At 70.0% G+C, this 23028-nt stretch carries 30 protein-coding genes, 2 tRNA genes and 1 pseudogene; 18 read left to right on the top strand and 15 right to left on the bottom strand.

Annotated elements, in window-relative coordinates:
• From AB0M56_RS12390 to AB0M56_RS12365, 6 genes are all read left to right on the top strand, one after another.
• On the top strand, positions 1-455 hold a 455-nt coding region (locus AB0M56_RS12390), incomplete at its 5' end, for a DUF3566 domain-containing protein (protein ID WP_364174183.1).
• Between the two features lie 50 nt (positions 456-505).
• A tRNA-Ile gene (locus AB0M56_RS12385) sits at positions 506-579 on the top strand.
• Positions 580-798: 219 nt separating this feature from the next.
• Complete coding sequence (locus AB0M56_RS12380) at positions 799-1065, top strand: hypothetical protein (RefSeq protein WP_364174181.1); 267 nt, start codon at positions 799-801, stop codon at positions 1063-1065.
• 271 nt (positions 1066-1336) lie between these two features.
• The gene (locus AB0M56_RS12375) at positions 1337-1675 is read left to right on the top strand and encodes a hypothetical protein (RefSeq protein WP_364174178.1); all 339 of its coding nucleotides are present in this window, start codon (positions 1337-1339) and stop codon (positions 1673-1675) included.
• A gap of 456 nt (positions 1676-2131) precedes the next feature.
• Positions 2132-2305, top strand: a complete 174-nt coding sequence (locus AB0M56_RS12370; RefSeq protein ID WP_220245417.1) for a DLW-39 family protein — start codon at positions 2132-2134, stop codon at positions 2303-2305.
• A 35-nt stretch (positions 2306-2340) separates the two neighbouring features.
• Positions 2341-2413 (top strand) — tRNA-Ala (locus AB0M56_RS12365).
• Positions 2414-2477: 64 nt separating this feature from the next.
• Here AB0M56_RS12365 and AB0M56_RS12360 read toward each other — a convergent pair.
• Positions 2478-2843, bottom strand: a complete 366-nt coding sequence (locus AB0M56_RS12360; RefSeq protein WP_364174175.1) for a tyrosine-type recombinase/integrase — start codon at positions 2841-2843, stop codon at positions 2478-2480.
• Between the two features lie 14 nt (positions 2844-2857).
• Here AB0M56_RS12360 and AB0M56_RS12355 point away from each other — a divergent pair, with 14 nt between their 5' ends.
• A complete protein-coding gene (locus AB0M56_RS12355; protein WP_364174234.1) occupies positions 2858-3442 on the top strand; it encodes a hypothetical protein in 585 nt (194 codons plus the stop codon).
• Positions 3443-3475: 33 nt separating this feature from the next.
• Here AB0M56_RS12355 and AB0M56_RS12350 read toward each other — a convergent pair.
• Both AB0M56_RS12350 and AB0M56_RS12345 read right to left on the bottom strand, forming a co-directional pair.
• A pseudogene (locus AB0M56_RS12350) lies at positions 3476-3526 on the bottom strand (hypothetical protein); the annotation flags it as partial.
• Positions 3527-3989: 463 nt separating this feature from the next.
• The gene (locus tag AB0M56_RS12345; protein ID WP_364174172.1) at positions 3990-4973 is read right to left on the bottom strand and encodes a methyltransferase; all 984 of its coding nucleotides are present in this window, start codon (positions 4971-4973) and stop codon (positions 3990-3992) included.
• A gap of 44 nt (positions 4974-5017) precedes the next feature.
• Between AB0M56_RS12345 and AB0M56_RS12340 the strand changes: the two genes are divergently transcribed.
• Positions 5018-5680, top strand: coding sequence for a dihydrofolate reductase family protein (locus AB0M56_RS12340; protein ID WP_364174169.1), 663 nt, complete (start codon positions 5018-5020; stop codon positions 5678-5680).
• Here AB0M56_RS12340 and AB0M56_RS12335 read toward each other — a convergent pair.
• Complete coding sequence (locus AB0M56_RS12335; RefSeq protein WP_364174166.1) at positions 5659-7068, bottom strand: FAD-dependent oxidoreductase; 1410 nt, start codon at positions 7066-7068, stop codon at positions 5659-5661. The genes AB0M56_RS12340 and AB0M56_RS12335 overlap by 22 nt on opposite strands.
• 73 nt (positions 7069-7141) lie before the next feature.
• Between AB0M56_RS12335 and AB0M56_RS12330 the strand changes: the two genes are divergently transcribed.
• Positions 7142-7774 carry a TetR family transcriptional regulator gene (locus AB0M56_RS12330; RefSeq protein WP_364174164.1) on the top strand — a complete coding sequence of 211 codons (633 nt, stop codon included), beginning with the start codon at positions 7142-7144 and terminating at the stop codon, positions 7772-7774.
• On the opposite strand, the gene AB0M56_RS12325 is transcribed toward AB0M56_RS12330, so the two are convergent.
• The 5 genes from AB0M56_RS12325 to AB0M56_RS12305 form a co-directional block, all read right to left on the bottom strand.
• On the bottom strand, positions 7771-8607 hold the full coding sequence (locus AB0M56_RS12325; protein WP_364174161.1) for a PHP domain-containing protein: 837 nt from the start codon (positions 8605-8607) through the stop codon (positions 7771-7773). The genes AB0M56_RS12330 and AB0M56_RS12325 overlap by 4 nt on opposite strands.
• 9 nt (positions 8608-8616) lie before the next feature.
• Positions 8617-9501 carry a hypothetical protein gene (locus tag AB0M56_RS12320; RefSeq protein ID WP_364174158.1) on the bottom strand — a complete coding sequence of 295 codons (885 nt, stop codon included), beginning with the start codon at positions 9499-9501 and terminating at the stop codon, positions 8617-8619.
• Complete coding sequence (locus AB0M56_RS12315) at positions 9498-9623, bottom strand: hypothetical protein (protein WP_364174155.1); 126 nt, start codon at positions 9621-9623, stop codon at positions 9498-9500. The genes AB0M56_RS12320 and AB0M56_RS12315 overlap by 4 nt, the downstream gene beginning before the upstream one ends.
• Before the next feature lie 144 nt (positions 9624-9767).
• Positions 9768-10409 carry a pyridoxal 5'-phosphate synthase gene (locus tag AB0M56_RS12310; RefSeq protein ID WP_364174153.1) on the bottom strand — a complete coding sequence of 214 codons (642 nt, stop codon included), beginning with the start codon at positions 10407-10409 and terminating at the stop codon, positions 9768-9770.
• A gap of 416 nt (positions 10410-10825) precedes the next feature.
• A complete protein-coding gene (locus AB0M56_RS12305) occupies positions 10826-11185 on the bottom strand; it encodes a DoxX family protein (protein WP_364174231.1) in 360 nt (119 codons plus the stop codon).
• Positions 11186-11375: 190 nt separating this feature from the next.
• Between AB0M56_RS12305 and AB0M56_RS12300 the strand changes: the two genes are divergently transcribed.
• Entirely contained in the window at positions 11376-11912 is a 537-nt protein-coding gene (locus AB0M56_RS12300) for a DUF2020 domain-containing protein (RefSeq protein ID WP_364174150.1), read from the top strand.
• 139 nt (positions 11913-12051) lie between these two features.
• Positions 12052-12504 carry a hypothetical protein gene (locus AB0M56_RS12295; RefSeq protein WP_364174148.1) on the top strand — a complete coding sequence of 151 codons (453 nt, stop codon included), beginning with the start codon at positions 12052-12054 and terminating at the stop codon, positions 12502-12504.
• An 85-nt stretch (positions 12505-12589) separates the two neighbouring features.
• Here the strand turns inward: AB0M56_RS12295 and AB0M56_RS12290 are convergent, their stop codons facing one another.
• Positions 12590-13213, bottom strand: coding sequence for a hypothetical protein (locus AB0M56_RS12290; protein WP_364174145.1), 624 nt, complete (start codon positions 13211-13213; stop codon positions 12590-12592).
• Positions 13214-13419: 206 nt separating this feature from the next.
• Here AB0M56_RS12290 and AB0M56_RS12285 point away from each other — a divergent pair, with 206 nt between their 5' ends.
• Both AB0M56_RS12285 and AB0M56_RS12280 read left to right on the top strand, forming a co-directional pair.
• The gene (locus tag AB0M56_RS12285; protein ID WP_354865696.1) at positions 13420-13944 is read left to right on the top strand and encodes a peptidylprolyl isomerase; all 525 of its coding nucleotides are present in this window, start codon (positions 13420-13422) and stop codon (positions 13942-13944) included.
• Between the two features lie 259 nt (positions 13945-14203).
• Positions 14204-14896 (top strand): rhomboid family intramembrane serine protease, encoded by a 693-nt coding sequence (locus AB0M56_RS12280; protein WP_364174142.1) that lies wholly within the window; start codon positions 14204-14206, stop codon positions 14894-14896.
• 27 nt (positions 14897-14923) lie between these two features.
• On the opposite strand, the gene AB0M56_RS12275 is transcribed toward AB0M56_RS12280, so the two are convergent.
• Both AB0M56_RS12275 and crgA read right to left on the bottom strand, forming a co-directional pair.
• Positions 14924-15295 carry a PH domain-containing protein gene (locus AB0M56_RS12275; RefSeq protein WP_364174140.1) on the bottom strand — a complete coding sequence of 124 codons (372 nt, stop codon included), beginning with the start codon at positions 15293-15295 and terminating at the stop codon, positions 14924-14926.
• Positions 15296-15412: 117 nt separating this feature from the next.
• Positions 15413-15679: a cell division protein CrgA gene (crgA, locus tag AB0M56_RS12270; RefSeq protein WP_220245435.1), complete on the bottom strand. Its 267-nt coding sequence runs from the start codon at positions 15677-15679 to the stop codon at positions 15413-15415.
• Between the two features lie 694 nt (positions 15680-16373).
• Here crgA and AB0M56_RS12265 point away from each other — a divergent pair.
• From AB0M56_RS12265 to AB0M56_RS12255, 3 genes are read left to right on the top strand one after another with little or no spacing between them, the layout of a single operon-like run.
• Positions 16374-17306: a class E sortase gene (locus AB0M56_RS12265; protein ID WP_364174137.1), complete on the top strand. Its 933-nt coding sequence runs from the start codon at positions 16374-16376 to the stop codon at positions 17304-17306.
• Positions 17306-17464, top strand: coding sequence for a hypothetical protein (locus AB0M56_RS12260; RefSeq protein WP_364174134.1), 159 nt, complete (start codon positions 17306-17308; stop codon positions 17462-17464). Before AB0M56_RS12265 ends, AB0M56_RS12260 begins: the two co-directional genes overlap by 1 nt.
• Positions 17461-18489, top strand: a complete 1029-nt coding sequence (locus tag AB0M56_RS12255) for an LLM class flavin-dependent oxidoreductase (protein WP_364174229.1) — start codon at positions 17461-17463, stop codon at positions 18487-18489. The genes AB0M56_RS12260 and AB0M56_RS12255 overlap by 4 nt, the downstream gene beginning before the upstream one ends.
• Here AB0M56_RS12255 and AB0M56_RS12250 read toward each other — a convergent pair.
• The 3 genes from AB0M56_RS12250 to AB0M56_RS12240 form a co-directional block, all read right to left on the bottom strand.
• Positions 18458-18850, bottom strand: coding sequence for an SCO5389 family protein (locus AB0M56_RS12250; protein ID WP_364174131.1), 393 nt, complete (start codon positions 18848-18850; stop codon positions 18458-18460). The genes AB0M56_RS12255 and AB0M56_RS12250 overlap by 32 nt on opposite strands.
• Positions 18851-18943: 93 nt before the next feature.
• Complete coding sequence (locus AB0M56_RS12245; RefSeq protein ID WP_364174128.1) at positions 18944-19678, bottom strand: ABC transporter permease; 735 nt, start codon at positions 19676-19678, stop codon at positions 18944-18946.
• Positions 19679-19680: 2 nt separating this feature from the next.
• Complete coding sequence (locus tag AB0M56_RS12240) at positions 19681-20391, bottom strand: ABC transporter ATP-binding protein (RefSeq protein WP_364174125.1); 711 nt, start codon at positions 20389-20391, stop codon at positions 19681-19683.
• 169 nt (positions 20392-20560) lie between these two features.
• Here AB0M56_RS12240 and AB0M56_RS12235 point away from each other — a divergent pair, with 169 nt between their 5' ends.
• Positions 20561-22429, top strand: coding sequence for a histidine kinase (locus AB0M56_RS12235; protein WP_364174122.1), 1869 nt, complete (start codon positions 20561-20563; stop codon positions 22427-22429).
• On the top strand, positions 22426-23025 hold the full coding sequence (locus tag AB0M56_RS12230) for a response regulator transcription factor (protein WP_364174227.1): 600 nt from the start codon (positions 22426-22428) through the stop codon (positions 23023-23025). The genes AB0M56_RS12235 and AB0M56_RS12230 overlap by 4 nt, the downstream gene beginning before the upstream one ends.
• Positions 23026-23028 lie beyond the last annotated feature (3 nt).

The following is a 23028-nucleotide window of genomic DNA, read 5'->3' as shown; positions in this document are numbered from 1 at the left end:
CCGCGGCCCCGCCCCCGGCCGCCGCCGACGTCCCCCCGGCCGGCCGCACCCGCCCCACCCCGAGCGCCCTGCGCCGCCCGGGCCGCGGCCCGCGCCGCGCATCGCTGCAGATCAAGCGCTTCGACCCCTGGTCGGTGCTGAAGCTGTCGCTCGTCCTGGGCGTCGCGATGTTCTTCGTGTGGCTGGTCGCCGTCGGCGTGCTGTACACGGTCCTCGACGGCATGGGCGTCTGGGACAAACTGAACGGCACCTACTCGTCCCTGGTCGGCGGCGAGGGCGCCAACGCGTCCACCGAGCCCCTCATCAGCGCCGGCCGCGTGTTCGGCGTCGCCGCCATCCTGGGCGCGATCAACATCGTGCTGGTCTCCGCCCTGGCCACCGTGAGCGCCTTCATCTACAACGTGTCGGCCGACCTGGCAGGTGGCCTCGAAGTCACCCTGTCGGAGAGGGAGTAACCCGGTTGCAGGGCCCCTCCGGGGGTCCTGTAAAGTTCCCTTCGTTCGACGGGCCCATAGCTCAGGTGGTTAGAGCGCTTCGCTGATAACGAAGAGGTCCCAGGTTCAAGTCCTGGTGGGCCCACCCGGTTAGCCCGGTCATGTTTGCGGAATACGCAAACTGTGACCGGGCGGTGTTGTATCTGGGGGCCGAGCCCCCAGACCCCCACGGTGCGATCGGTGACCATTGGCTGCCTGGGTGAGTGTTCGCGCGGCTGACTCTCGGTGTTTGTTCGTTACCGAATTACGACGTGGTCGGGTTCGACATGCGCGGCGCGGGTTACCGCGACAAGGTCGACTGTGAGTGGCAGGACGGCCCGGCCGTGCGCCGAAGATCAGTTTCTACGGCGTCTCCTACGGCAACGTCATTGGCACCGTGTACCGGTCGATGTTCGACCGCCGCGTCGACCGGTTGTGGCTGGATTCCGTGATGCCGCCGGTGATGGACCTGTCCGCCATGGACGGTTCGATCGACGCGGTCGCGGAGAAGGGGTTCGGCCGGTTCGTCACGTGGCCGGCCCAACACGATGCGGAATACCACTTCGGCACGACCGCGGATGCCGGTGCTTGACCGCCAGTGGGGCACCGGCCGGTGCGCGCCGGGTCTTCAGTTTCGACGTGAATCCCCGTGGGCTGAACAGCGTGCGGTACAACGCGAGGTTCTGCAGCGAGGGGACCGGTGGCCGCGATTTCGAGCAGGCGAGGGCGTAGTGCAGGCGCACCAGCGCGAGTACCCGGCGACGGGCGGCAAGTTCGAGATCGCCGCTTTCTGTGGTGGGTGGCCGTTTCCGACGCGGCCGACACGCAGAAGGCGGTCGGTGGCTCGCTGCTGACTGTCCTGGATGGACGGCACGCGTCGCTGGACAAGATTCCGTGTGCGGCCAAGGCGGTTGACTTCTTCCGCACTGGTGCTCGCAGCGCCGCAAGCCGTGGCCGCGACCGTGGATTTCGCGGGCAGCCTCAACGTCGACGGGTGCTCGGGGTCGCTGGTCCGGATGCAGACGTCGGCGGACGACGACAAAGCCTTCGTGCTGACCAATGGCCATTGCTACGAAGGCTCGGGCCGTGCACTGGCCGCCGTCGCGGTTGCTGGTGTCGTGGATGCCAATGACGTCGCCGGTCGCGGTGTCGACCACGGGCGAGCCCGACGCCCCGGCCCGGTCTGGCACACCGACGTGTAGCGCGCGACCGAGGACCGGCAGGCGTGGGCTGGCACCGGCTGAGGCCGCGGTTCGTGGTGACCCACGGGCGTCGCGACCGGGCAGCCAGGCCTGGTGGAGTCGGGCGCCGTCGGGGCGCGAGGCTCGCCGGACGCAAGTCAGCCCTGCCGGGAAGAGAAGGCCGGCAGGGCTGACATGTCTGCGATCGGCGCGCGCACGGTCGCCTCTCGGCGAAAGGCACGACGCGGCTCCAGCCGAACGGTATTCCGCGAAGGCAAAGGTGTGAGCCCGGGGGACACGTTGGGCGCACCGACCGGTGTGTTCAACGGCGCGCCGGCCGGAGGTATTCCGTTCGGCGTGTGACGCGGGCCGCCGATGGTTCCACGTGGAACCAGGCCCTGGAACCGCTGGATCCGGCGCTCGGAGCGTGCAGTAGCATCGTGGGGTACGGAAGCAAGCTGGAAAAGGGGGCTTCAGATGAAGAAGCTGTTGGCACTCGCAGTCGTCGCGGGCGGCGTTCTGTTCGTCGTCAAGCGCAACAAGGCTGCCAAGGCCGAGGCCGACCTCTGGCGCCAGGCGACCGCCCCAACGGGCCCGGTCTCCGCGAACGGCAGCACCCCGGCCAAGGCCGCGGACGCTTCCCGCAACTGACTCACCGCGCGGGTGACCCACGGGCACCCGCGCCCGGGGCTGTAGCTCAATTGGCAGAGCACCGCCTTTGCAAGGCGGGGGTCAGGGGTTCGATTCCCCTCAGCTCCACTCGCTAAAACCTCCAATGGGGGCCAGGTCAGAGGGTGTTTACTCCGATCTGGCCCCCATTGCGTTAGGCGGTCGTTCCACCCGCCGTGTCCCCTGCGTGCCCCTCGCCTCGTCGACGGGCGAGTTTCGGCCTTCTTCCCCTGCGAACCTGCCGCGCCTGCTCGGTGTTGCGGCTCATCGCGTCGGCGATCGTGTGGTCACGTTCGCGCCGTGCGCGCTGGTACCGCATGGCAGCCCGGGTGGTCGAGTGGCCCATGCGGGCCATCAGCTCCCGCGTCGTTGCGCCGCCCTCGGCCGCGAGCTCGTTGCCGCTGTGGCGCAGGTCGTGGAAGTGCACGGCGTCGGGCATTCCCGCGTCGACTCGTGCCTCGGCCTGCAGCCTCCGGAAGTTGTGGCGGCGCAGCCGGCCACCCTGCGGACCGACAAACATCAGGCCGTCCCCTCGTGACCGGCATCTTCGGCGTCCTCGCGGGGCCGGCGGTCGTGAGCTTCGTGCTGCTGGTGCTCCTACTGCTGTTCTGTCCGACGAGGCGCTCGGCGTTGGCAGCGTTGCTGCGACCTTCCTCGATCACCGCGATTTTGCTCGTGCTCGCCGGGTTCCTGATCGACCGGGCCGGCCAGGAGCTCGTGGGCGCGATCGTCGAGCCGCTCGGCCTGCTGATCGCCTCGGCCACGTGCATGCGAACTCGCGCCAGGTCGGCGTCTCGGCGGCACTGGATGGAACCGGGATTGATCTGGATCCTCGATGCGGTCACGAACCGTCGCGCGCTCGTGGCCAGGCATTCCCGCCGTCAGCACGCCGGAAGCACGGATCAGGCGGTCAGGTGTTCCTGTGCCTTGCCAAAACGACGGGAGCCGCCGGTGTCCGGTGGGACGACAGCGGTTCCCGTCGCTCTGGCATGGCGAGACTTACCGGTCGATCGCAGTTGCCTTGTGCCGGGTGGGGGTCGGAGTGGCTCGGGGTTCGCCGCAGTGGGCGCAGGTGATCGTGCGCCGGGCCTGGCGAGGTGCCACGACGCCCCGCGATGAGGCCGGCAACATCTGGATGGCCACGTGCACAAGGCAGGTGGCGGCGCCGCAGTGCACACAGACCCCGACGGCCGGTTCGTTCATGCCTTGTGTCGCGCAGTCAATGCAGATCATGGTTCTCCTTGAAAACGGCGGGAGAAGACACGATAAGCAGGTCTCCGTCGGATAACGATGTTCTCGTTCGGGACCGGTGCGACATCACATCGCCGGTGCCGTCGGCGAGGCCGAGCACGCGATGCGGTCGAGCGGGGTCATGCGGCCGCCGCCGCGTGCCCCTCTCGTGCCCGTTGGATGAGGGATCCACGGGGAACAGCGGCTGAAACAGCAGGTGGGAGTCTCTTCGAGGTGTCTGCTGGCGACGCCCATACTGCGAACGGCCTTTGCAAGGCGGGGGTCAGGGGTTCGATTCCCCTCAGCTCCACGTCGCTCGGGGCGAGTTGTGTTGGCGGAACGCGCCAACCGGCTCGCTCCGTCGTGTTTCTGGGGGTGCAACCCCGCGAACCCCGCCCTGGGGCTACGCCCCGGACCCCCACGGTGGTCACCTCGGTCAGTGACCCCCGAATCGGCGGAATTCGAGCAGACAGCGTTGCGAAGTCAGGTCCGTGACGGTGTCCAGCGTCAAGCCGTGGGCCGAGGCGAGGGCGCGGAACTCGTCGAGGTGGCGTTCGCGGCCGCCGAAGATGGTGAGCATGGCGAGGGCGCTTTCGGTGTTCGCTTGGTGGCCGGTGACGGGTTCGACGACGAGGATGCGGCCCGTCGAGCCGGCGGCTTCGGTGCAGCGGGCCAGAATCCGGTGGGCGTGGACGTCGTCCCAGTCGTGGAGGATGTCGACGAGCAGGTAAGCGTCGGCGCCGGGTGGGAGTGGGTCGAAGAAGCTGCCGGCGGTGACCTGGGCGGGCAGGGAATGGGCGGCGAAGGTGCGGCGGGCGTCGGCGGCGGTCGGGGCCAGGTCGAGCAGGTGGCCGCGTAGCGCGGGGTTCGCGGTGAGGATGGCGGCGAGGATGTCGCCCCGGCCGCCGCCGACGTCGACGATCGTCGAGAACCGCGACCAGTCGTAGCCGGCGACGATCTGCGGGATTTGCTCGCGGATGCGGAGAGTCATCTGGCGGTCGAAGGATTCCCGCAGGTGCTCGGCCTCGGCGAGATCGGCCCAGAAATCCTGGCCGTAGCGGCGCGGGTAGGCGGCTTCGCCCGTGGTGATGCTGTGGGCGAGCTCGACGAACGCCAGCTCGGCGCGCCCGCCGGCGGTATTCAGGTTCAAGAGGGTTTCGGTGAAGTCGTCGCGGAGGTTTTCGCCGTACGCGGTGGTGCGGTGACCGGCGGGGGTGTGCTCGAGGACGCCGAGCGTCGTGAGGTGATCGAGCAGGAGACCGAGCGCGACGGGGTTCACTCCGAGCTCGGCGGCGAGTTCGGACGCCGGCGCGGGCATGCGCAGGCGCGCGGGCAGGCCGAGGGTCACGGCGACGCGCAGCGCCATCGGCGTCGCGAGTCCGGCCAGGCGGCGCAGGGAGTTCGTATCGTCGAGGGTCACGAAGATCTACTGTGCCCGGCTGGTCAACCGAAAAAGGAGAGCCGATGCGTCCCCACGTGCTGCTGAGCGTCGCGACGAGTGTCGACGGGGCGATCGACGACACGACGCCCGACCGGCTGCTGCTGTCCAATGCCGAGGACTTCGACCGCGTCGACCAGGTGCGCGCGGAGTCCGACGCCATCCTGATCGGCGCGGGCACGATCCGCGCCGACAACCCGCGGCTGCTGGTCAACAGCGAGGAGCGCCGGGCCGAGCGGGTGCGCGCCGGCAAGCCCGAGTATCCGCTGAAGGTGACCGTGACGGCGTCGGGTGACGTTGACCCGGAGTGGAAGTTTTGGCACCACGGCGGGGAAAAGCTCGTCTTCACCACCGAATCCGGCGCCCCGACCGCGCGCGAACGGCTCGGTCAGCTCGCCGAAGTCGTCGCTCTCGGGCCGCAGGTGGACTTCGGCGCGCTGCTCGACGACCTCGGCAGCCGCGGCGTCCGGCGGCTCATGGTCGAGGGCGGCGGCCAGATCCACACCGCGTTCCTCTCGCAGAGCCTGGCCGACGAGATCCACCTCGCCATCGCGCCGCTCGTGGTCGGCGCCGCCGCCGCGCCGCGGTTCCTGCTGCCCGCGCGGTACCCGGGCGCGCGGATGAAACTGCTGGACACGCGCGCGATCGGCGACGTCGTGCTGATCCGCTACGCGCCCAAGGCCGGCTGAAAGGTCGCGCGCAGAGCGTCTTCGAGCGGGGTGTCGCCGCGCCAGGCGACGGCGGCGTCGGGGCGGAGCAGCACGGCCGGCAACGCGGTGTCTGCCTTGGCGCGCACCAGGTTCACGCGCTCGGCCCAGCCGGCCGGCAGCTCGATGTCGCCGGTGAAATCGAGCAAGAGGGCGCGTCCGCCGCGCAGGAGCTCGGCCACGCGGGTCGGTCCGTCGGCGGTCACGAGGTCCAGATCGGGCAGCCGCGCGGGATCGTCCAAACCGGACATCATTCCGGCGAGGTAGCGGTTGGTGTCGGGCAGGCGCATGAGGTCGGTGAAGATCTCGCTCAGCGCGAGCAGGTCGGGGTCCGGGTTCGGCACGGCGAGAACGCGTTGGGCCGACGTGTGGTGCAGCACGCGCGCGGCCTTCGGGTGGCGTTCGGTTTGGTAGGTGTCGAGGAGGCCGTCGGTGGCTCCTCGCAACGTCGCGGCGAGCTTCCAACCGAGGTTGAACGCGTCCTGCACACCGAGGTTGAGTCCCTGCCCGCCGAGCGGCCCGTGGATGTGGGCGGCGTCGCCGGCGAAGAGGACGCGACCGTGGCGGTAGTTTTCGAGCTGGCGGGTGGCGTCGCTGAAGCGGGAGATCGTGCGGACTTCGGCCAGTGTGGTGGGTTCGCCGTAGATCGCGGTGAGTGCCTGCTGCACGGCTTCCGCGGTCATCGGCGGCTCGGTCTCGTCGGGTTTGCCGTAGGTGAAGCGGTAGTGGTCGCCGCCGGTCGGCACGAGCATGCCCCAGTGGTCGGCGGTGGTCCTGGTCATCGTGCTCATGTGGCCGGCCTGCGCGGGCACCAGCTCGGAGACGGCCGACAGGCGCACGTCGGAGAGCACGGCTCGATACGTGCCGGGCCGGCCGGGGAACGGCAGGTCCAACAGCTTGCGCACGGTGCTGTGCGCGCCGTCGCAGGCGACGACGTACCGGGCGCGCAGGTCCCGGTCGGTGGTCACGGTGACGCCGGTGTCGTCGGCGTGGATCGCGGTGACGTCCTCTCCGCGCAGCACGCGCGCGCCGCGGGCGATCGCCGCTGCCTCCAGCACTTCCTCGACCTTCCACTGTGGAATGCCGATCGGGTGGGGCTGCCTGGTCTGCCAAGGCGTGCAGTCGAGCGGCACCGGTAGCCCGGCGAAGTGCCCGCCGACGGCGGCGCGTTCGAACTGCCGCTCGACGATCGCGTCGAGCAGGCCTCGCGCGTCGAGCAGCTCGGCGGTGCGCGGCTGGATCGTGCCGCCCTTCGTCTGCTCGATGCGTTCGGACAGCTTTTCCACCACCACGACCTCGGCGCCACCGAGGGCCAGCTCGTGCGCCAGCGTCAAACCAGTCGGGCCCGCTCCGACCACGATCACGTCCATGAAGTGCTCCTCAGTGCAGAAGTATACTGAGTGCAATATAGCCCCGAGTGCATCACCGCGGTAGCCTGTTTTCGTGGACGAGCAGACCGGCCTACGGGAGCGGAAGAAGCAACGCACGCGTGAGGCGATCTCGAACGCCGCCCTCGAGCTGTTCTTCGAGCACGGCTTCGACCAGGTGTCGATCTCGCAGGTCGCGGAGGCCGCGGAGGTGTCGCGGCGGACGTTGTTCGCCTACTTCCAGGGGAAGGACGACCTCGTCCTGCACCGCATCGCCGACCACGAGCACGAGAGCGCGCGCGTGGTCCGGGCGCATCGCGAAGCCCCGCTTCCCGCGCTGCGTGAGCATTTCCTCGACGGCCTGCGCCGCCACGACCCGATCACCGGGCTCTGCGACCTTCCGCAGGTGCTGGCGTTGTACCGGCTGATCATGGGCACGCCGACGCTGTTGCCGAGCATGTTGCGGTTCCGGGAAAGCGGGGAGCTGGCGCTGGCGGCCGAGCTCGGCGAGTCACCGGACCTGTCGCCGCTGACCGCGCGCCTGGCGGCCGCGCAGATCGCGTCCGTGCAGTGGCGGCTGTCGGTGGAGAACCACTACCGCATGGCGAACGGCGTCTCCGCGACCGAGGCGTACCCGGAGGCGGTCGCGGCGGCCGAACTGGGCTTCGACCTGCTGGCGAACGGCCTGGGGACGCTCGGTAAGCGCTAGCCCTGGCGGATCCACAGGTCGTGCGGAGTGGGGCCCGGCTGGAATCCGCACGACGTCGCCAACGCGGCGGCCTCGGCGAACGCGTGGCCGACGAGTTCGGGTGCGTGGGCGTCGCTGCCGAAGGACAGGATCCGGCTCCCTTCGGCGGCCCACCAGAGAAGCACGTCTCGCGGCAGGGGGACTTTCGTGTTCAGCTCCAGTGCTCGTCCGCTGCCGGCCAACGCGCGCAGGACGGTGCGGAACTCCTCCTCGAAGTCCGCGGCGACGAAGGGTTTCTCCGAAGGCCAGGTGCGCAGCGCGTAGTCGATGTGGGCCAGGATCTCGAAATCGGCCGTCGACTCGACCAGGCCCAGCACCTCGCCCAGGTAGGCGCGCAGCGTCGCGTCAGCCGGGCGGTCCGCGATCACGCTCAGCTCGTAGTGGTGCGACCCCTCCGGCAGCGAGTGCACCGACCCCAGCACCCGCTGGAAGCGGTGCGCCGTCAGCAACGCGTCTGCCTCCGGCCGGTGCCAATGCGGCTCACTCAGCTCCACGCCCAACAGGATCGGCAGATCCGGGAACCGCTCGCGGCACTCCTGCACGCACGCGAGGTAACCCTCGACGTCGAGGGCCGGCGGCTCCAGTACGCCGTCGGTCCGCAGCCGCACGCGGAAGTGATCAGGCAGGTACGGCCGGATCGGCTCCGGGATGAGCCACGGCGTGAGGTCGGCGTGCTCCGTGAACGCCACCGACGGCAGCCCGAGCGCGAGCGCGCGCCGGCACGACTGGACCATCGACCCGGTGACGGTGTCCCACGACCACTCGGTGTGGACGTGGCTGTCCTGCGGCAGCACGCCCCCACACTACGAGTTGGCCCGCAGCACCGAAATCGCGCGAACGGTGGCGTAGCCGCGCCATTCGAGCGACGCCGCGGGGGAGAAACTGCCGAAGTCAACCGTCCAGCCGCCGTCTTCGAGCTGCTGGGATTCGAGGCGCTCGAGCTCGGCGGCGACCGCGGCCGGGTCGAGCACCTTGCGCGACGGGCCGGGGATCGGCGAGAAGTCCAGCGGCCGCAGGACCTCGTCCTCGCCGCCGCCGGCGACGTGGAGGATGCCGTTGGCCGGCAGGAACTTGCCGAGGTGGTCGAGGAGCTCGTCGGCCTCAGGGCGGGTGGCGTGCGCGGCGTCGAGGAACCGGATGGCGAACGACAGCTCGATCGCGTGCGGCTGCTCTTCGACCCGGGCGATGGCGTCCAGGCAGGTCGACACGGCCGCGGTGAGCCACGGGTGTTCCGCCACGGCTTTGTCGTGCGCCGCGACGCGCAACGCCGTCGACGCGACGAAAGCCGTGCTCTGCAGCGAGAACTTCGCCGGGTCCGCGTCCGTCCAAAAAGGAGCGCTGCCGGTGCGGTCCGCGACGGGGAACGCGAACGGCAACCCGCCACCCGGCAGCGACACGGCCTCCAGCCAGTCGCACAGCTCCAGCGACAGCGGCGTGGTTTTCGGCGCGATGTCCTCGAACACCTCCAACGCGTGCAGCGCCCCGCCGGGCTGGCTCTCCGGCGCGCGCAGGTCGGGCTCCAGCCCCCAGCCGTAGCCGCCGTCGGCGTTGCGGTACCCCGCGACGGCCGAGAGCACGGCCTCCGCAGCACCTTCACCTTCGCCGAACAGCAGCTCGAACCGGCGGCGGTCGAGCACCCGCCCGTGCGTGGCGAGGAAGGATGCGGCAGCAGCGAGGTTCACAGTCATACGACCACCGTCGCACGCTCCCGCGCGCGCGTCTTGAACAGTTCGGACACGGCCAGCAGCTCGGCCGACTTGTCCACAATCGACCCCTCCGCGCCGAAGTTGTCCACAGATTTCGGCGACACCAATTTTTGGCCCCTCACCTCGATATAATGGGACTGGGGACGCCCCCCGTGGAGGGCGGGGGCGTGTCGTGCCGGGCCGAGGTGTGCGCGGGCTGTGCGGCGGTCGGGGTCGTGGGGGCGGCGGCGGGCTTGGAGAACGCCCGGTCAGGGCCAGAGGCGTTCGCGGGTCCAGGTGTCGTCGGCGGCGCGGAGGTAGCGGAGGCGGAGGTGGCGGCGGTCGTGGGAGGCTTGCCAGAACTCGACCGTCGTGGGGGTGACGAGGTAGCGCGTCCAGGTTTTGGGGGCGGTGTGGGGGTTTTCGGCGACCCAGTGGGTGGCGGCGTCGGCGGCTTCGGTGAGTTTGGCGGGGTCCGGGAGGGGCTCGGACTGGTGGCCGATGAAGGCCTCGACGCGGGAGGCCGGTGGGCGGGCCAGGAAGTCTTCCGCCGAGATCTCCGGGGCGGCCGGGGCGACGGTGCCGCGGACGCGGACCTGGCGGCCGCGGCCGGGCCAGAAGAAGGTGAGAGCCGCGTGGGGGTTGGCGCCCAACTGGTGGCCCTTGGGGCTTTCCGAGCTGGTGGCGATGGCCCAGGCGGACGGGGCGACGTCCTTGAGGATCACGACGCGGGCGTCGGGAACGCCCTCGGAGTCCACTGTGGACAGGGTGACGGCGTGGGGAGCGAGGACGTGTTCGGCGGCTTCCGTGAGCCACTCGAGGAACAGGTCTTCCGGGGTTTCCGGGGCCGCGTCCGGGTCGAAGGACGGGAGTTCTTCGGGGAAGGATTGCCAGCCGCGTAGGGAAACCATGTCACTGACCGTACGGTGGGCGGCCCGGTGGTGGGTAGTGCGGCGGCTGGGGACCGGGTGGGCCGGCGGCCGGGGGTGGCGGGATCTGGGGGCGCCAGCCCTGTGGGATCTGTTGGCCGGGGAAGCCGCCGGGGCCGGGGTCGCCGGTGGTGGGACCGGTCGTGCCGGCGGTGGGATCAATCGGGCCGGGGACCGAACCGGGATCGCTGGACGTGGGGCCAGGGGCGCCATACTCAGCCTTGCCAGGGGTGTTGGCGTCGTAACCAGCCGTGCCGGGGCCGGCGTTGCAGCCGGCCTGCGGGGCCTGCCACTGCGCTTCCCCCTGCAGGTACTGATCCGGCGTGAACACCCGAACCCCCTGACCGTGACAACCGACCGCCCGGCGCCCATCGTCGCACGCCGGGCGGCCGGAGCGGTCAACCGGCGGTGACGGTGCCGGTGGCCGGGACCCCGCGGGTCCGGCGGAGCAAGTCGGTCAGTGCCCAGTGGCCGCCGCCGGTGAAGGCGAGCAGGAGGAAGGCCCAGGCGAAGATGGCGGCCTGCTCGCCGCCGTTCTCGATGGGGAGCACGGCCTTGCCGAAGTGCACGGTGAAGTACGCGAAAGCCATGGAGCCGGAGCAGATCACGGCAGCGACGCGCGTGCCGATGCCGAGCGTCACGGCTGCGCCGCCGACGAGCTGGATCAGCGCGGCCCACCAGCCGGGCCACGTGCCGACGGCCGCGGCGTGGTGGCCCCAGAGGCCGAACACGGTCGAAGCACCGTGGCAGAAGAACAGGAAACCGCACGGCCTCTGTCGAAGAGTTTCACGGCTGTCGTCTCCCTGGCAGTCGGAAAATACGTGACTGCCAGGGTAGGTAGCCAACCCTCAACTATCACCACAGTGAGTGAAAGATCCCTTACTCGCTGGAACTCGAACCTTTCGCTCTTCACTCTCGTGTGACTGGACATGATTGACTGTGCGCGCTATGCGACGAATCCTCGCTCTCGCGCCCGCCCTGGCGTTGCTCGCCGGCTGCAGCGTGTCGACCCCCATTGCGGGCACCGCGCAGCCCGCGCCGCCGCCGACGACCACCAAGCACGCGGCTGAGCCCGGCCTGCCGCCCGATCCGCAGCCGGCTCGGGAAGCGAAGTGCCCGTACCTCTCGGCCGAGACGGTGCAGGACGCGAACGGCCAGCACGTGACGACCGTACGCGTCTCCGACGACGAGCCGCACCCGTCGTGCTTCTTCTACCGCCCCGACGGCGGGCTCCAGGTCACCGTGCAGGTGTACGTGGGCACGAAGGACGTCGCGACGAAACTGGTCAACCGCGCCGCGCCCGTCGACACCTCGAACCCCGCTTCGGACCCCGCCGGGTGGAAAGGCGGCTACCAGCCGGCCGGTGACGGAGTGGTGTACGCGGTCTCGAAGGGGGGAGCCGCGGTCATCGTGACGAGTAACCAACAGCAGAGCATCAAAGCACGCACAGTGGCCAAGAAGGCTATCGCGGCCCTGAAGCTCTGAGTAGTGGCCTCCGCACGGGTGAGTGAAGTTGATCTTGTATTACCCTGTGCGGCACGCGCAGGCCCTGGAGCACTCGCGCGGGCGGGTGCCCGTCCGGCACCAGAAGCACTTCGCCATCTCTACGACAAGGACAAGATTCGTGGCTGACACCCTCAAGGAAATCCTGCTCGACTCCAGCCGTCGCCCGTCGGTCGTGACCGACCTCGAGGGCCTCGTGGACGCCGAGGTGTCCGACAAGGGCGGGGTCTCCGGCGCCGTCGTGAAGACCGGCTTCGCCGCTGTCAAGAAGATCAAGCCGGGCATCATCCCCTCGGCTGTCGACACCCTGCTGGACGACTTCGCCGGGGCCCTCGAGCCGTTCTACGGCGACTACAAGGCCAAGGGCGGCAACGACTTCGGTGCCTACCTGACCAGCCGCTCCGACGAGGCGTCCGACGCTCTGCTGGGTGTCACGGACAGCCGCGCCGACCGCAGCAGCCGCGACAGCATCAAGAAGGTCTACTCGAAGCTGCGCCCGAACGGCAAGAAGAACGTCGAGGAGGCCCTTCCCCGCCTCGGCCAGCTGATCGACAAGCACGCCGCGATGGCCTGATCAGCCTCAGTAGCACCTGATCAGCCTCAGTAGCAACGGAAGAGGGCCCCGGGACGGCGATCCCGGGGCCCTCTTCGCGTCTGGTTCAGTTCTTCTTCTCGGCGGCCGGAGTGCTGGGCGCCTTGCCGTTGCTCGCCGGAGACGGCTTGGTCTCCGAAGCGGGCTTCGCCGGGGGAGCCGGCGGGGTGGCCTTCGGCGGCGCCGGGGCGACCGGCGGCTCCTGCTGGCGCGACTTCAGCACCACGGCCGTGCCGACGGCGACGGCACCCAGGCCGAGCAGCCACGGCAAGCGGCGGCGCTTGCGCGTGCCCTTGGCCGCCGACTTCGCCTCGACCAGCGCGGCGCGGAAGTCCTTCTTCGCGGCCTTGAAGTCCTTCTTGCCCCGGCGCTTCGACTCACCGGCGGACTTCGCGGCCTTGATCGCGGCCTTCTTCGCCTTGCGACCGGGCTTCTTCAGCTCGGCGATGCGCGCGAGGGCCTCCTTGCGAGCCGCGGCCGAGCTCTTCTTGAGCTCCTTGCGCGTCAGCTCGGTCTTCTTCGCGAGCTTCTTGCGTGCCCGGCGGCTCTGCTTGGCGAACTCCTCGGCGCCGGCTTCCGCGGCCTTCGCTGCCGAAGCCGCCCCCGCCTTGCCCGCTTCGGTGGCTCGCTTGCGCAGGCCGACCGCGCCGGACTTCACCGACTCGCCCACCGAATCTGCGGCCCGGGTCATGGCCTTCACCTCACCAATCGTTTTGATATCGCTCTGTTGCCCGTAACCTATCGTGCCCTTTTTCGCGGCGTGACGCTGTGTCTTCCCCCATTGGGAACCGGTGAAACCTCGGGAAATGCCCATCTTCCTGCGGTCCTGCGTTCGGGTTGCCCCGTGGCGAGCCCCCTGAACCCCCCAAATGTGGGAGGGGATGGCACGATGGCGACGTGACTGAAAGCGCCCGCAAGGCCACCCTGCACACCAATCAGGGTGACATCCACGTGAACCTGCTCCCCGACCACGCGCCGAAGACGGTCGCGAACTTCGTGGGGCTGGCCGACGGCTCCAAGGAGTACACGCAGCCGAACGCGCAGGGCACGAACTCCGGCCCGTTCTACGACGGCTCGATCTTCCACCGGGTCATCGACGGCTTCATGATCCAGGGCGGCGACCCGACCGGCACCGGTCGCGGCGGCCCCGGCTACAAGTTCGGCGACGAGTTCCACCCCGAACTGCAGTTCAACAAGCCCTACCTGCTGGCGATGGCGAACGCGGGGCCCGGCACCAACGGCTCGCAGTTCTTCGTCACCGTCGCGCCGACGACCCACCTGAACTTCAAGCACACGATCTTCGGCGAGGTGGCGGACCAGGAGTCCCGCAACGTCGTCGACGCGATCGCGCGCGCGGCGACCGGACCGGCGGACCGCCCGCTGTCCGACATCGTCATCGAGAAGGTCACCATCGAGGCCTAGGGCCGTCTCGGGGGGATTTCGGTAGGTTGGAGTCATCGTGAACCAACCGCCGAATCCCCCCGCGTACCCTTCGCAGGCCGCGCGCCCCGGTTGCTGGTGGCATCCCAACCGCCCGACCGGCCTGAGCTGTGCGCGCTGCGGGCGGCCGGCTTGCCCCGACTGCCTCCGGGAAGCCCCCGTCGGCTTCCAGTGCACCGACTGCGTGCACGCCGGCTCGCAGCAGACGCGGCAACAGCACCGCGATTACCAGAACTCCGGCATGGGCACACGCACGATCGCGGGAGCCCGGCCGACGAACTCCGTCGTCGTCACGAGCACGTTGCTAGCGGTCAACGTGCTGATCTACCTGATCACCGCGTTGCAGGCGAAGAGCCTCGACAACAGCAGCGCACCGATCGATCTCGCCGGCGCCATGCAGCCCGCCATCACCCTCGTCGGTGGTGAGTGGTGGCGCATCTTCACGTCGGGCTTCGTGCACTTCGGGATCATCCACATCGCCGCGAACATGTTCTCGCTGTGGATGATGGGCCGGGCGCTGGAGCAGGTCTTCGGCAAAGGCCGGTACACGGCGCTCTACTTCGTGTCGTTGCTCGGCGCCTCGACGGCCGTACTCCTGTTCGACAACCCGTTGCAGATCTCCGGCGGCGCCTCGGGCGCGTTGTTCGGCCTGATGGGCTGCTACGCCGTGATCGTGGTGAAGCTCAAGCTCAACCCGTCGGGGTTGCTGATCACGCTTGCGATCAACGCCTACATCACGTTCTCGATCCCCGGCATCTCGATCCTCGCCCACGTAGGTGGGCTCATCACTGGTGCGCTCGTGGCCGTCGCCCTGCTGTACGCGCCGGAGCGCGACCGCGTGCGCTGGCAGGTGATCGGCGTGTCGATCATCGTGGTGGCGCTGATCGGCCTCACGGTCTATCGCACCGCCGCCCTCTCGTCGCTGCTGGCCTAGAACCAGGAAGACGGCGCCGAAAAGCCGCTAAAGAGCGCCACGCAGGGCGGTGAGCGCGTCAAGGACGTCGCGCGGGTCTTCGCCGAGGTCGACGCGGCCGAAGATGTAGAGCTCGTCGTCGTGTTCCAGCTCGAGTGTCACGCCGTCGCGGCCCAGGCGGCGGGTGGTGCGCAGCTGGATACCGGTCCGGTCCCACGGCAGGCGGTGCGTGCCGCCGAGCGTGCGGGCGACCAGGCCTTCGGCATCGACGGATAGCCGCGGGCGCACCACGCTCCAGTGCACCGCGAACGCCCCGATCGCCACGGTGGCGAGCCCCATCAGGACCGCGCCCTTGCCGTCGCCGAAGATCCCGTCGAGCACCGCGCCGGCGAGCAGCAGGACCGTGACCAGCCAGGCCACTACCACAAGGGCCGAACGGGGGGCCCACGAGGTGGGGTAGTTATCCACAGAGGTTTCCACACTGGGGATGAGTCACACCGGTGTAATTCGGTGTCAAGCCGCCATCCAGAGTAATGATCAGCGCCAGCGCATAGTCATGAGCAGGCCGACGATCATCGCCGCGAACCCGATGCCGAAGTTCCAGTTCCCGAGAGAGGTCAGGAACGAAATCTTGTCGCCGGCGATGTAGTTCACGATGAGCCACAGCAGCCCGAGGAGCATGAGGCCGAACATGACGATCTTGTAGAACAGGTTTGACGGGCCCGCGGCCTTGACCTTCACCGGCGTCCGGCGATCAACGGGCGGGGTGTACGCGGTCTTCTTGCGGACCTTGGACTTCGGCATCGTGTTCCTCGCGTGCGGTTCTGGCTCTGGCTGGTGGCGGTGCCTGTTCGCGGGCATCCCGCTCGTCGGGTTGCGCAACCAGCGCCACGTGAACACGTTAACGTAAACGACGGCTCCAGAGCACCGGGCGGGAGCGGTCGGATTTCCGGACTGTGACAATAGCGCCACCGGCAGTTCCACCGGCGGTGTGAGAGGAGCTTGCGTGACGACGCAGGATTGGCCGGGTGAAGACGACCGCCGCCGCCCCTCGGGAGGGCCCGACGGCCAGCGGCGACGCCAGCCGCCGCCCGGTGCCGATGGCGCCGCGAGACCACGCAGGCAGCCCCGGGAGGACCCCACGCGGAGAGTGCCGCCGCCTTCGCGCCGCGTCGCGGGTGATCCGGCGCGCAGGCAGGACGACCAGCGCAGATCACCCGAACAGAGCAGGCAGCCGCGTCCCACTCAGCAGTACGGCACCGAGCCGGGGCGCTCGACGCCGGACGTCGGCGGCTCCCGACGGGGGCCGGGCGCGCCGGGAGAACGCGGCCGTCGCGCGAGCGCCCAAGGCGACTCGGCCCGGAGCGGTGGCGCGGGTGCCGAAGGGCCTGGGACCCCACCCCGCGGCACCGAGCGCCTGAACCTCCCGCCGCGCGCCGAGGGAACCCCGTCGCAAGGCACCCAGCGCATGGGCACGCCGCCGCGGGGTACCGGGAGGATGACGCAGCCGCGCCGCGACCCGCGGATGCCCCGGCCCGTCGTGGCCGACCAGCCGACGGAGGTCTTCGCCGCCGTCGAGGCCGGTGGCACCACCGCGGTGAAGGAGAAGCCCGAGCCCGCGCCGCTGGGCAAGAGCGGCGTCGCGATCCGCACGGCCGGGGAAATCCTCATCACGCTCGGCCTGGTCGTGCTGCTGTTCATGGTCTACGAGGTCTACGTGACCGACCTGTTCTCGGCGGAGAAGCAGTCGGCGGCGAGCGATCAGCTCCAGGGCGACTGGGCCCAGGACCGCACGCTGCACCCGGGCCTCGTCGACGGCAAGGCGTTCGCGCGCATCCACATCCCGGAGTTCGGCGCCGACTTCAACTTCACGATCCAGGAGGGCACGGGCGAAGACTCGCTCGCCATCGGCCCTGGTCACTACAAGGGCACGGCGCTGCCCGGCGAGCCCGGCAACTTCGGTGTCGCCGGCCACCGCGTGGGCAAGGGTGCACCCTTCAACGACCTGGACAACCTGAGCTCGTGCGACCAGATCGTGATCGAGACGCAGACCGACTTCTACATCTACAAGGTCCTGCCCTACGACGACGAGATGTCCGGCTGGAGCAGCGGCAAGGGCGCGCAGCCGAAGTGCAAGGGCGTCTCGACGCTGCGCAACCCGAGCATCGCCGGCGGCGGCGCGTACGACCAGACGTTCGGCCGCAAGGTCGTGCTCCCGAGCCAGGGCGACGCCGTGAACCCGGTGCCGTACAAGCCGGCCGACACGTTGCCGAAGGCGCAGGAAGCGTCGCTGCTCACGCTCACCACGTGCCACCCGCAGTTCTCCGCGAAGCAGCGGCTGATCATCACGTCGGTGCTCACGCAGCAGGTGCCGAAGTCGCAGGTCTCCGACTACGGGAAGCTGCTGACCGAGATCGGCGGTGCTTCCTGATGTACGCGTGGATCTGGCGGCGTCTGCCGGGACCGTTCGCGGCGAAGCTGACGATCGCCGTCGTGCTGGTGCTCGGCATCATCGCCCTGCTGATGTTCGTGGTGTTCCCGTGGCTCGACCCGCTGCTGCCGTTCAACGAAGTGTCGGTGGACAACTGAGGCACACCCGCTTCGGCGTCTTCCTCGTCTCCGGCCGGTTCCCGGGGCAGGAGGACGCCGAAGTGCTGCTCAGGACCGTGCGCGCGGCCGAGGCCGCCGAGGCGGCGGGCTTCGACGACGTCTGGCTCGCCGAGCACCACTTCCTGCCCTACGGCGTGTGCCCGTCGGCGATCACGCTCGCCGCGCACGTCCTCGGGCGCACGTCCCGGATCGCCGTCGGTACGGCCGTGAGCGTGCTGTCGACGACGCACCCGGTGGCGCTCGCGGAGCAGTGGTCGATGCTCGACGCGGTGTCCGGCGGCCGGCTGCGCCTCGGCGTCGGGCGCGGCGGGCCGTGGCAGGACCTGGAGGTGTTCGGCACCGGGCTCGAGCGTTACGAGAGCGGTTTCGAGGAGTCGCTGGACGTGCTGCTCCGCGCGGCTTCGGGCACCGCGTCCGCAGCTGGTGAGCAGTTCACCTTCCGCGACGTGCCGCTGGTGCCGGCGCCGCGGCGGAAGCCGGAAGTGGTCGTGGCGGCCGGCGGGCCGAAGTCCGACGCCGTGCGCCTGGCCGCGGAACGGGGGCTGCCGATGCTGCTCGGGCTGCACGCCGGTGACGACGAGAAGGCCGCGACGGTCGCGGCGTACGGCCGGCCCGAAGCGCACGTGTCGACGGTGCTGTGCCAGGTCGGCGAGAGCCGCTCGGCGGCGGCCGATGTGGTGCGGAAGTCGTTGCCCGGCTGGCTTTCCGACGGGCTCGGCGCGCACGTGACCGTGGACGGCCGGCCCGGTCCGTCGCGCGATCCGCACGAGTACACCGAGCACCTGTGCGAGATCCACCCCGTCGGGGATCCCGGGTATTGCGTGGCGACGCTGGAAACGAGCCTCCGGCGCACCGGCGCCGCCCACGTGATCATGTTCGTGGAAGCGTCCGGTACGCCGGAGGGCACAGAGGAGAACATCGCGCGGATCGGCGCCGAGGTGCTGCCCGCGCTCAGGGTTTCAAAAGCAGGGCTTAACAGTCACGCAGCTCCGGGCTCTGGTTGAGCAGCTGCCCGCGCACCGACACGAACGCGCGGTAGCGGTCACCATCCAGTTCGGACGTCCGGAACACCGCCACCCGGTGGCAGTTCTGGAAAGCGAGCGTCACGCCGAAGTGGCGCTCGAGCCCGCCGCGGATGGCGTCGGAGGCCAGTGCGCGCAGCAGCTGCCCGCGGGCGGCCTCGCTCGGCGGCGGCGTCTCGTTGTCGGCAAAGCCTTCCGGCGTGCCGTCGGCCTCGGCAATCACGCCCGTGATCACTTCCCACGCGTACGGCAGCGACTCCCGCACGCAGGCCACGAACTCGGCGTCGGAGACCTCCCCGCGCTCGGCCTTTTCCAGCAGCGCGGGCGATACGTCCAGAGACAAGACAACCTCCATGGTGAGTGGTTCCCCTCCTTGGCTACTCGCCCGGCCGAGGACGCCACAAGAGAAAACGGTATTCATCACCACTTCGGTGGATCACTCCCACCGGAACAGCCGCACGGCCAGCGCCGTCCCGCCCAGCGCGAACGCGGCCAGAGCGACGAACTGCAGCGGCTGAACGCCCGCGCCGACCCACGCGTCCTGCAGTGGCTGCGTGCCCGGCGGCACGTACGCGCCGATCCGCTGGATCACCTCGGGCAGCAGCGGCCGCGGCAGGTACACGCCGCCGAGGAACATGATCGGGAAGAACGCGATCATCGCGAGCGCGGCCGCTGCCTTCGCTGTGCGGGCGATCGAAGCCGCGATGAGGCCGAGCGCGAACACCGAGACCAGGCCCAGCAGCAGCGTCACGACGTAGGTCAGCGGGTGGCGCGGCAGCGGCACGTCGAACGCGACGCGCGCGGTCACCAGCATCAGCCCGACGCCCGCGAGCGCCACTACCGCGTGCAGCACCAGCTGCGCCAGCAGCAGGAACGCGGGTGGCACGGGCGTGGTCGCGAGCCGGCGCAGCACGCCCTGCTCGCGGTAGCTCGCGACGGCCGCGGGGATCGACTGCAGGCCCAGCATCGCCAGTGCGACGACCACGAGCGAGGGGACCCACAGGTCGATGAAGCGGTAACCGCCGGTAACCTCGCTCGGTTTGCTCATGCCCGGGATCGAGCCGACGCCGGCCAGCACCGCGGTCGGCAGCAGGATCCCGAACACCGCCCACATCGGCGTGCGGACGAAGAGTTTCGCCTCGGTGGCGAGGAGTTTGGTGAAGGTGTGCACGGTCAGCTCCGTCCGGTGAGGGTGACGAACGCGTCGTCCAAAGTGGATTTCCCCGTGGTGGCACGGAGTTCGGCTGGGGTGCCGGTGGCGACGATCCGGCCGGCGTCGAACACGGCGACGCGGTCGCAGAGGCGCTCGGCCTCGTCCATGAAGTGCGTGACGAGCACGACGGTCACGCCGGCGTCGCGCACCCCGGTCACGAGCTGCCAGGTGTCGCGGCGCGAATGCGGGTCGAGGCCGGTGGTGAGCTCGTCGAGGATCGCGATCTCGGGATTGCCGACCAGCGCGAGCGCGATCGACAGCCGCTGCCGCAGGCCGCCGGAAAGCTTGCCGAACGCAGTGGTCCGGTGTTCTTCCAGCCGCAGCCGCCGCAGCAGCACCCCGACGTCGGCCGGGTGCGGGTAGAACGCCGCGAACAGCTCCAGTGCCTCGGCCACCCGCAGCTTTTCGGGCAGTCGCGAGTCCTGCAGCTGCACGCCGACGCTCTGGTGCAGCCGCGCCGCGTCCTTCGCGGGATCCAGGCCCAGCACGGAAATGGCGCCGGAGTCGGGTCGGCGCAGACCCTGGAGGCATTCGATGGTGGTGGTCTTGCCGGCGCCGTTGGTGCCGAGGATGCCGAAGATCTCGCCGCGGTCGACGGTGAACGAAACACCGTCGACCGCGACCCGCTTGCCGTAGGTTTTCCGGAGCTCGGTGACTTCGATGAGTGGCATGCGGGAAACGCTAAAAGCGCGCGGCGTCCGGCAGAATGATGCCGAAACCCCAGCTCAGGTGGGGTTTCGCTGACGTGGGGGTGGGGCTGGGCCCACCCTCGTAGGGGAGCTTCGGCCAGTGCGTTCCGCTGTCCGGCTCGGTCAGACTGCGGGAAAGGGGGTGCGGCGAATGGAATCCGTGCGGCGAGCGTTCGTCCTCGCCGGACTCGCGCTGCTGAGCTGGGCCGACGCGCTCGTGGAGCTGCTCGCCTTTCTGCTGCTCTGCGTCGGGCTCGTGTTCTTCTTCACCCCGGCGATCGACTGGGCACGCGGCCGCTCGGCACGCACCCGGGAGCTCGTCGGCCGGTGGTGCGAGATCGAGGTCGCGACGCCGTACCGGCCGGCGCCGGCGGAGCCGGAACGCGAGCGCGACGGCTGGTACCGCGACGGCAACCAGCTCTACAAACGCGCGTGGTGGATCCGCTGGAACCGACGTTTCACGTGGATCATGGAGGATCGGGCGACGAGCCGTGAGCTCGGGTGGCAGGTGCTCAACCCGCCGTTCGCGCTGGTCACGGCGTTGCTCTCCGTGGTGGCCGGGCGCCGCGCACTGCGCTGGTACGGCCGGTGGACCCGCCACTGGCTCGGGCCGCACCCGGCCGCCGACCCGGCCCGCAAGTGGTGGCTGCACCGCCACCTCGAGTCGGTGGGCCACCAGTTCGGCCTCCTCGCGCTGGCGTGTGTGCACCTGGTCTTCTCGGTGTGGCAGCTGGTGCTGATCATCGGCGCGGCCCCGATGATCGCGTCGCTCGTGGTGGGCAGCCGGACGATCACGGACACGCTCCGGCGCGAGGCGGGGAACTGGACCGGCGTGCGCATCGACCGGCCGTACCTGCCGGCGCCCGGGCTGCCGGTGCCGCGCGCCGACGGGCTCTACCAGTTCGGCAAGCAGTTGTACGACGAGCCGTGGTGGCCGTTGCAGCGCGCCCGCACACAGTGGGTCCTGCGCGACCGGGCCACCTGGCGCGACCTCGCCGGCGGTGCGCTGATTCCCTTGGTCTCGCTGGTGCTGACGCTGCCGACGGTCGTGTTGCTCGGCTGGGGACTGACCGGGCTGGCGACCCTCTGCGTGCGGCGGCCGTTCGTGACGGCGTCGGACCAGCCGGTCCAGTGGTACCCGCTGCCCGAGGTGTCGACGCACCTCGGCGCACTCGCGCAGACGCCCCTGGTGCTCGTGCTGCTGGTCGCGGGTCTGGCGCCGACGACGTGGCTGGCCCGGCAGCAGGCCCGCTTCGCGCGCGTGTGGCTCGGGCCCACGGAGGCCACGCGGCTGGCGCAGCGCGTGGCGCGACTGGACCAGTCGCGCACCGACGTCACCGTGGCCCAGGCCGCGGAGCTGCGCCGCATCGAGCGCGACCTGCACGACGGCATCCAGTCGCGACTCGTGGCCATGGGCCTGAAGCTCGGCGCGGTCGAGGCGCTGATCGACAGCGATCCCGAAGCGGCGAAGCGGCTGGCGGCCGAGCTGCGGACCGCGTCGGCCGAAGCGTTGATGGAGCTGCGGCTGCTCGTGCGCGGCATCCACCCGCCGGTGCTGTCCGAACGCGGTCTCGTCGACGCCGTGCGCGCGGTTGCGCTCGATAGCCCGCTGAAGGTCGAGGTGACGGCCGACGTGCCCGGTCGCGTCGAGCAGCCGGTGGAGGCGTGCGCGTACTTCGCCGTGTGCGAGCTGCTCGGCAACGCGGCGAAACACGGTGAGGCGAAACGGGTTTCGGTCTCGCTGGCGTATTCCGACGGCGTGCTGCGCGTGGTTGTGACCGACGACGGCAGCGGCGGCGCCGAAGCCGCGCGCGGCTCGGGACTTCGCGGAATCGAGAGCAGGCTGGGGGCTTTCGACGGTACGTTGAGCCTGACCAGCCCACCGGGCGGACCGACCGAGGCGATCCTGGAGGTGCCGTGCCAGACAGTGCCGGAACCGGCCCCGGAAGCAGCGGTCCCGGCACCAGCCGCCCCAGAACCGTCATCGCCGAAGACCAGTACCTCCTCCGAGACGGCCTGACGCACCTGCTCACCGCGCACGGCTTCGACGTCGTCGCCGCGGTCGGCTCCGGCCCCGAACTCGCCGCGGCACTGCGGGAACACCGGCCGGACGTGTCCGTTGTGGACGTTCGCATGCCCCCGACGAACACCGACGAAGGCCTGCAGGTGGCGCTCACGGCCCGCCGGGAGATGCCCGGCTTGCCGATTCTCGTGCTGTCGCAACACGTCGAGCAGCTCTACGCGCGCGAGCTGCTCGCCGACGGCACCGGCGCCGTCGGTTACCTGCTCAAGGACCGCGTGTTCAACGCCGAGCAGTTCGTCGACGCCGTGCGCCGCGTCGCGGCCGGCGGCACGGCGATGGACCCCGAGGTGATCGCGAAACTGGTCGCGGGCAACGCTTCCGACCCGCTCGCGGCCCTGACCCCGCGCGAACGCGAGGTGCTGGAGCTCATGGCCGAAGGCTGCTCCAACGCCGCGATCGCCGCGCGCCTGCACTTCAGCGAGGGCGCCGTCGGCAAGCACACAGCCAATCTCTTCGCGAAGCTCGGCATCGCCGCGTCCGACGACACCAACCGCCGCGTGCTGGCCGTGCTCGCCTACCTCGGTGCCGGCTAGTCC

This window comes from Amycolatopsis sp. NPDC051372, from assembly GCF_040682095.1.
In the GTDB taxonomy this organism is placed as follows: Bacteria; Actinomycetota; Actinomycetes; order Mycobacteriales; family Pseudonocardiaceae; genus Amycolatopsis.
Note: the sequence above shows the minus strand (reverse complement) of the source record. Positions and strands in the feature narration are given on the sequence as shown.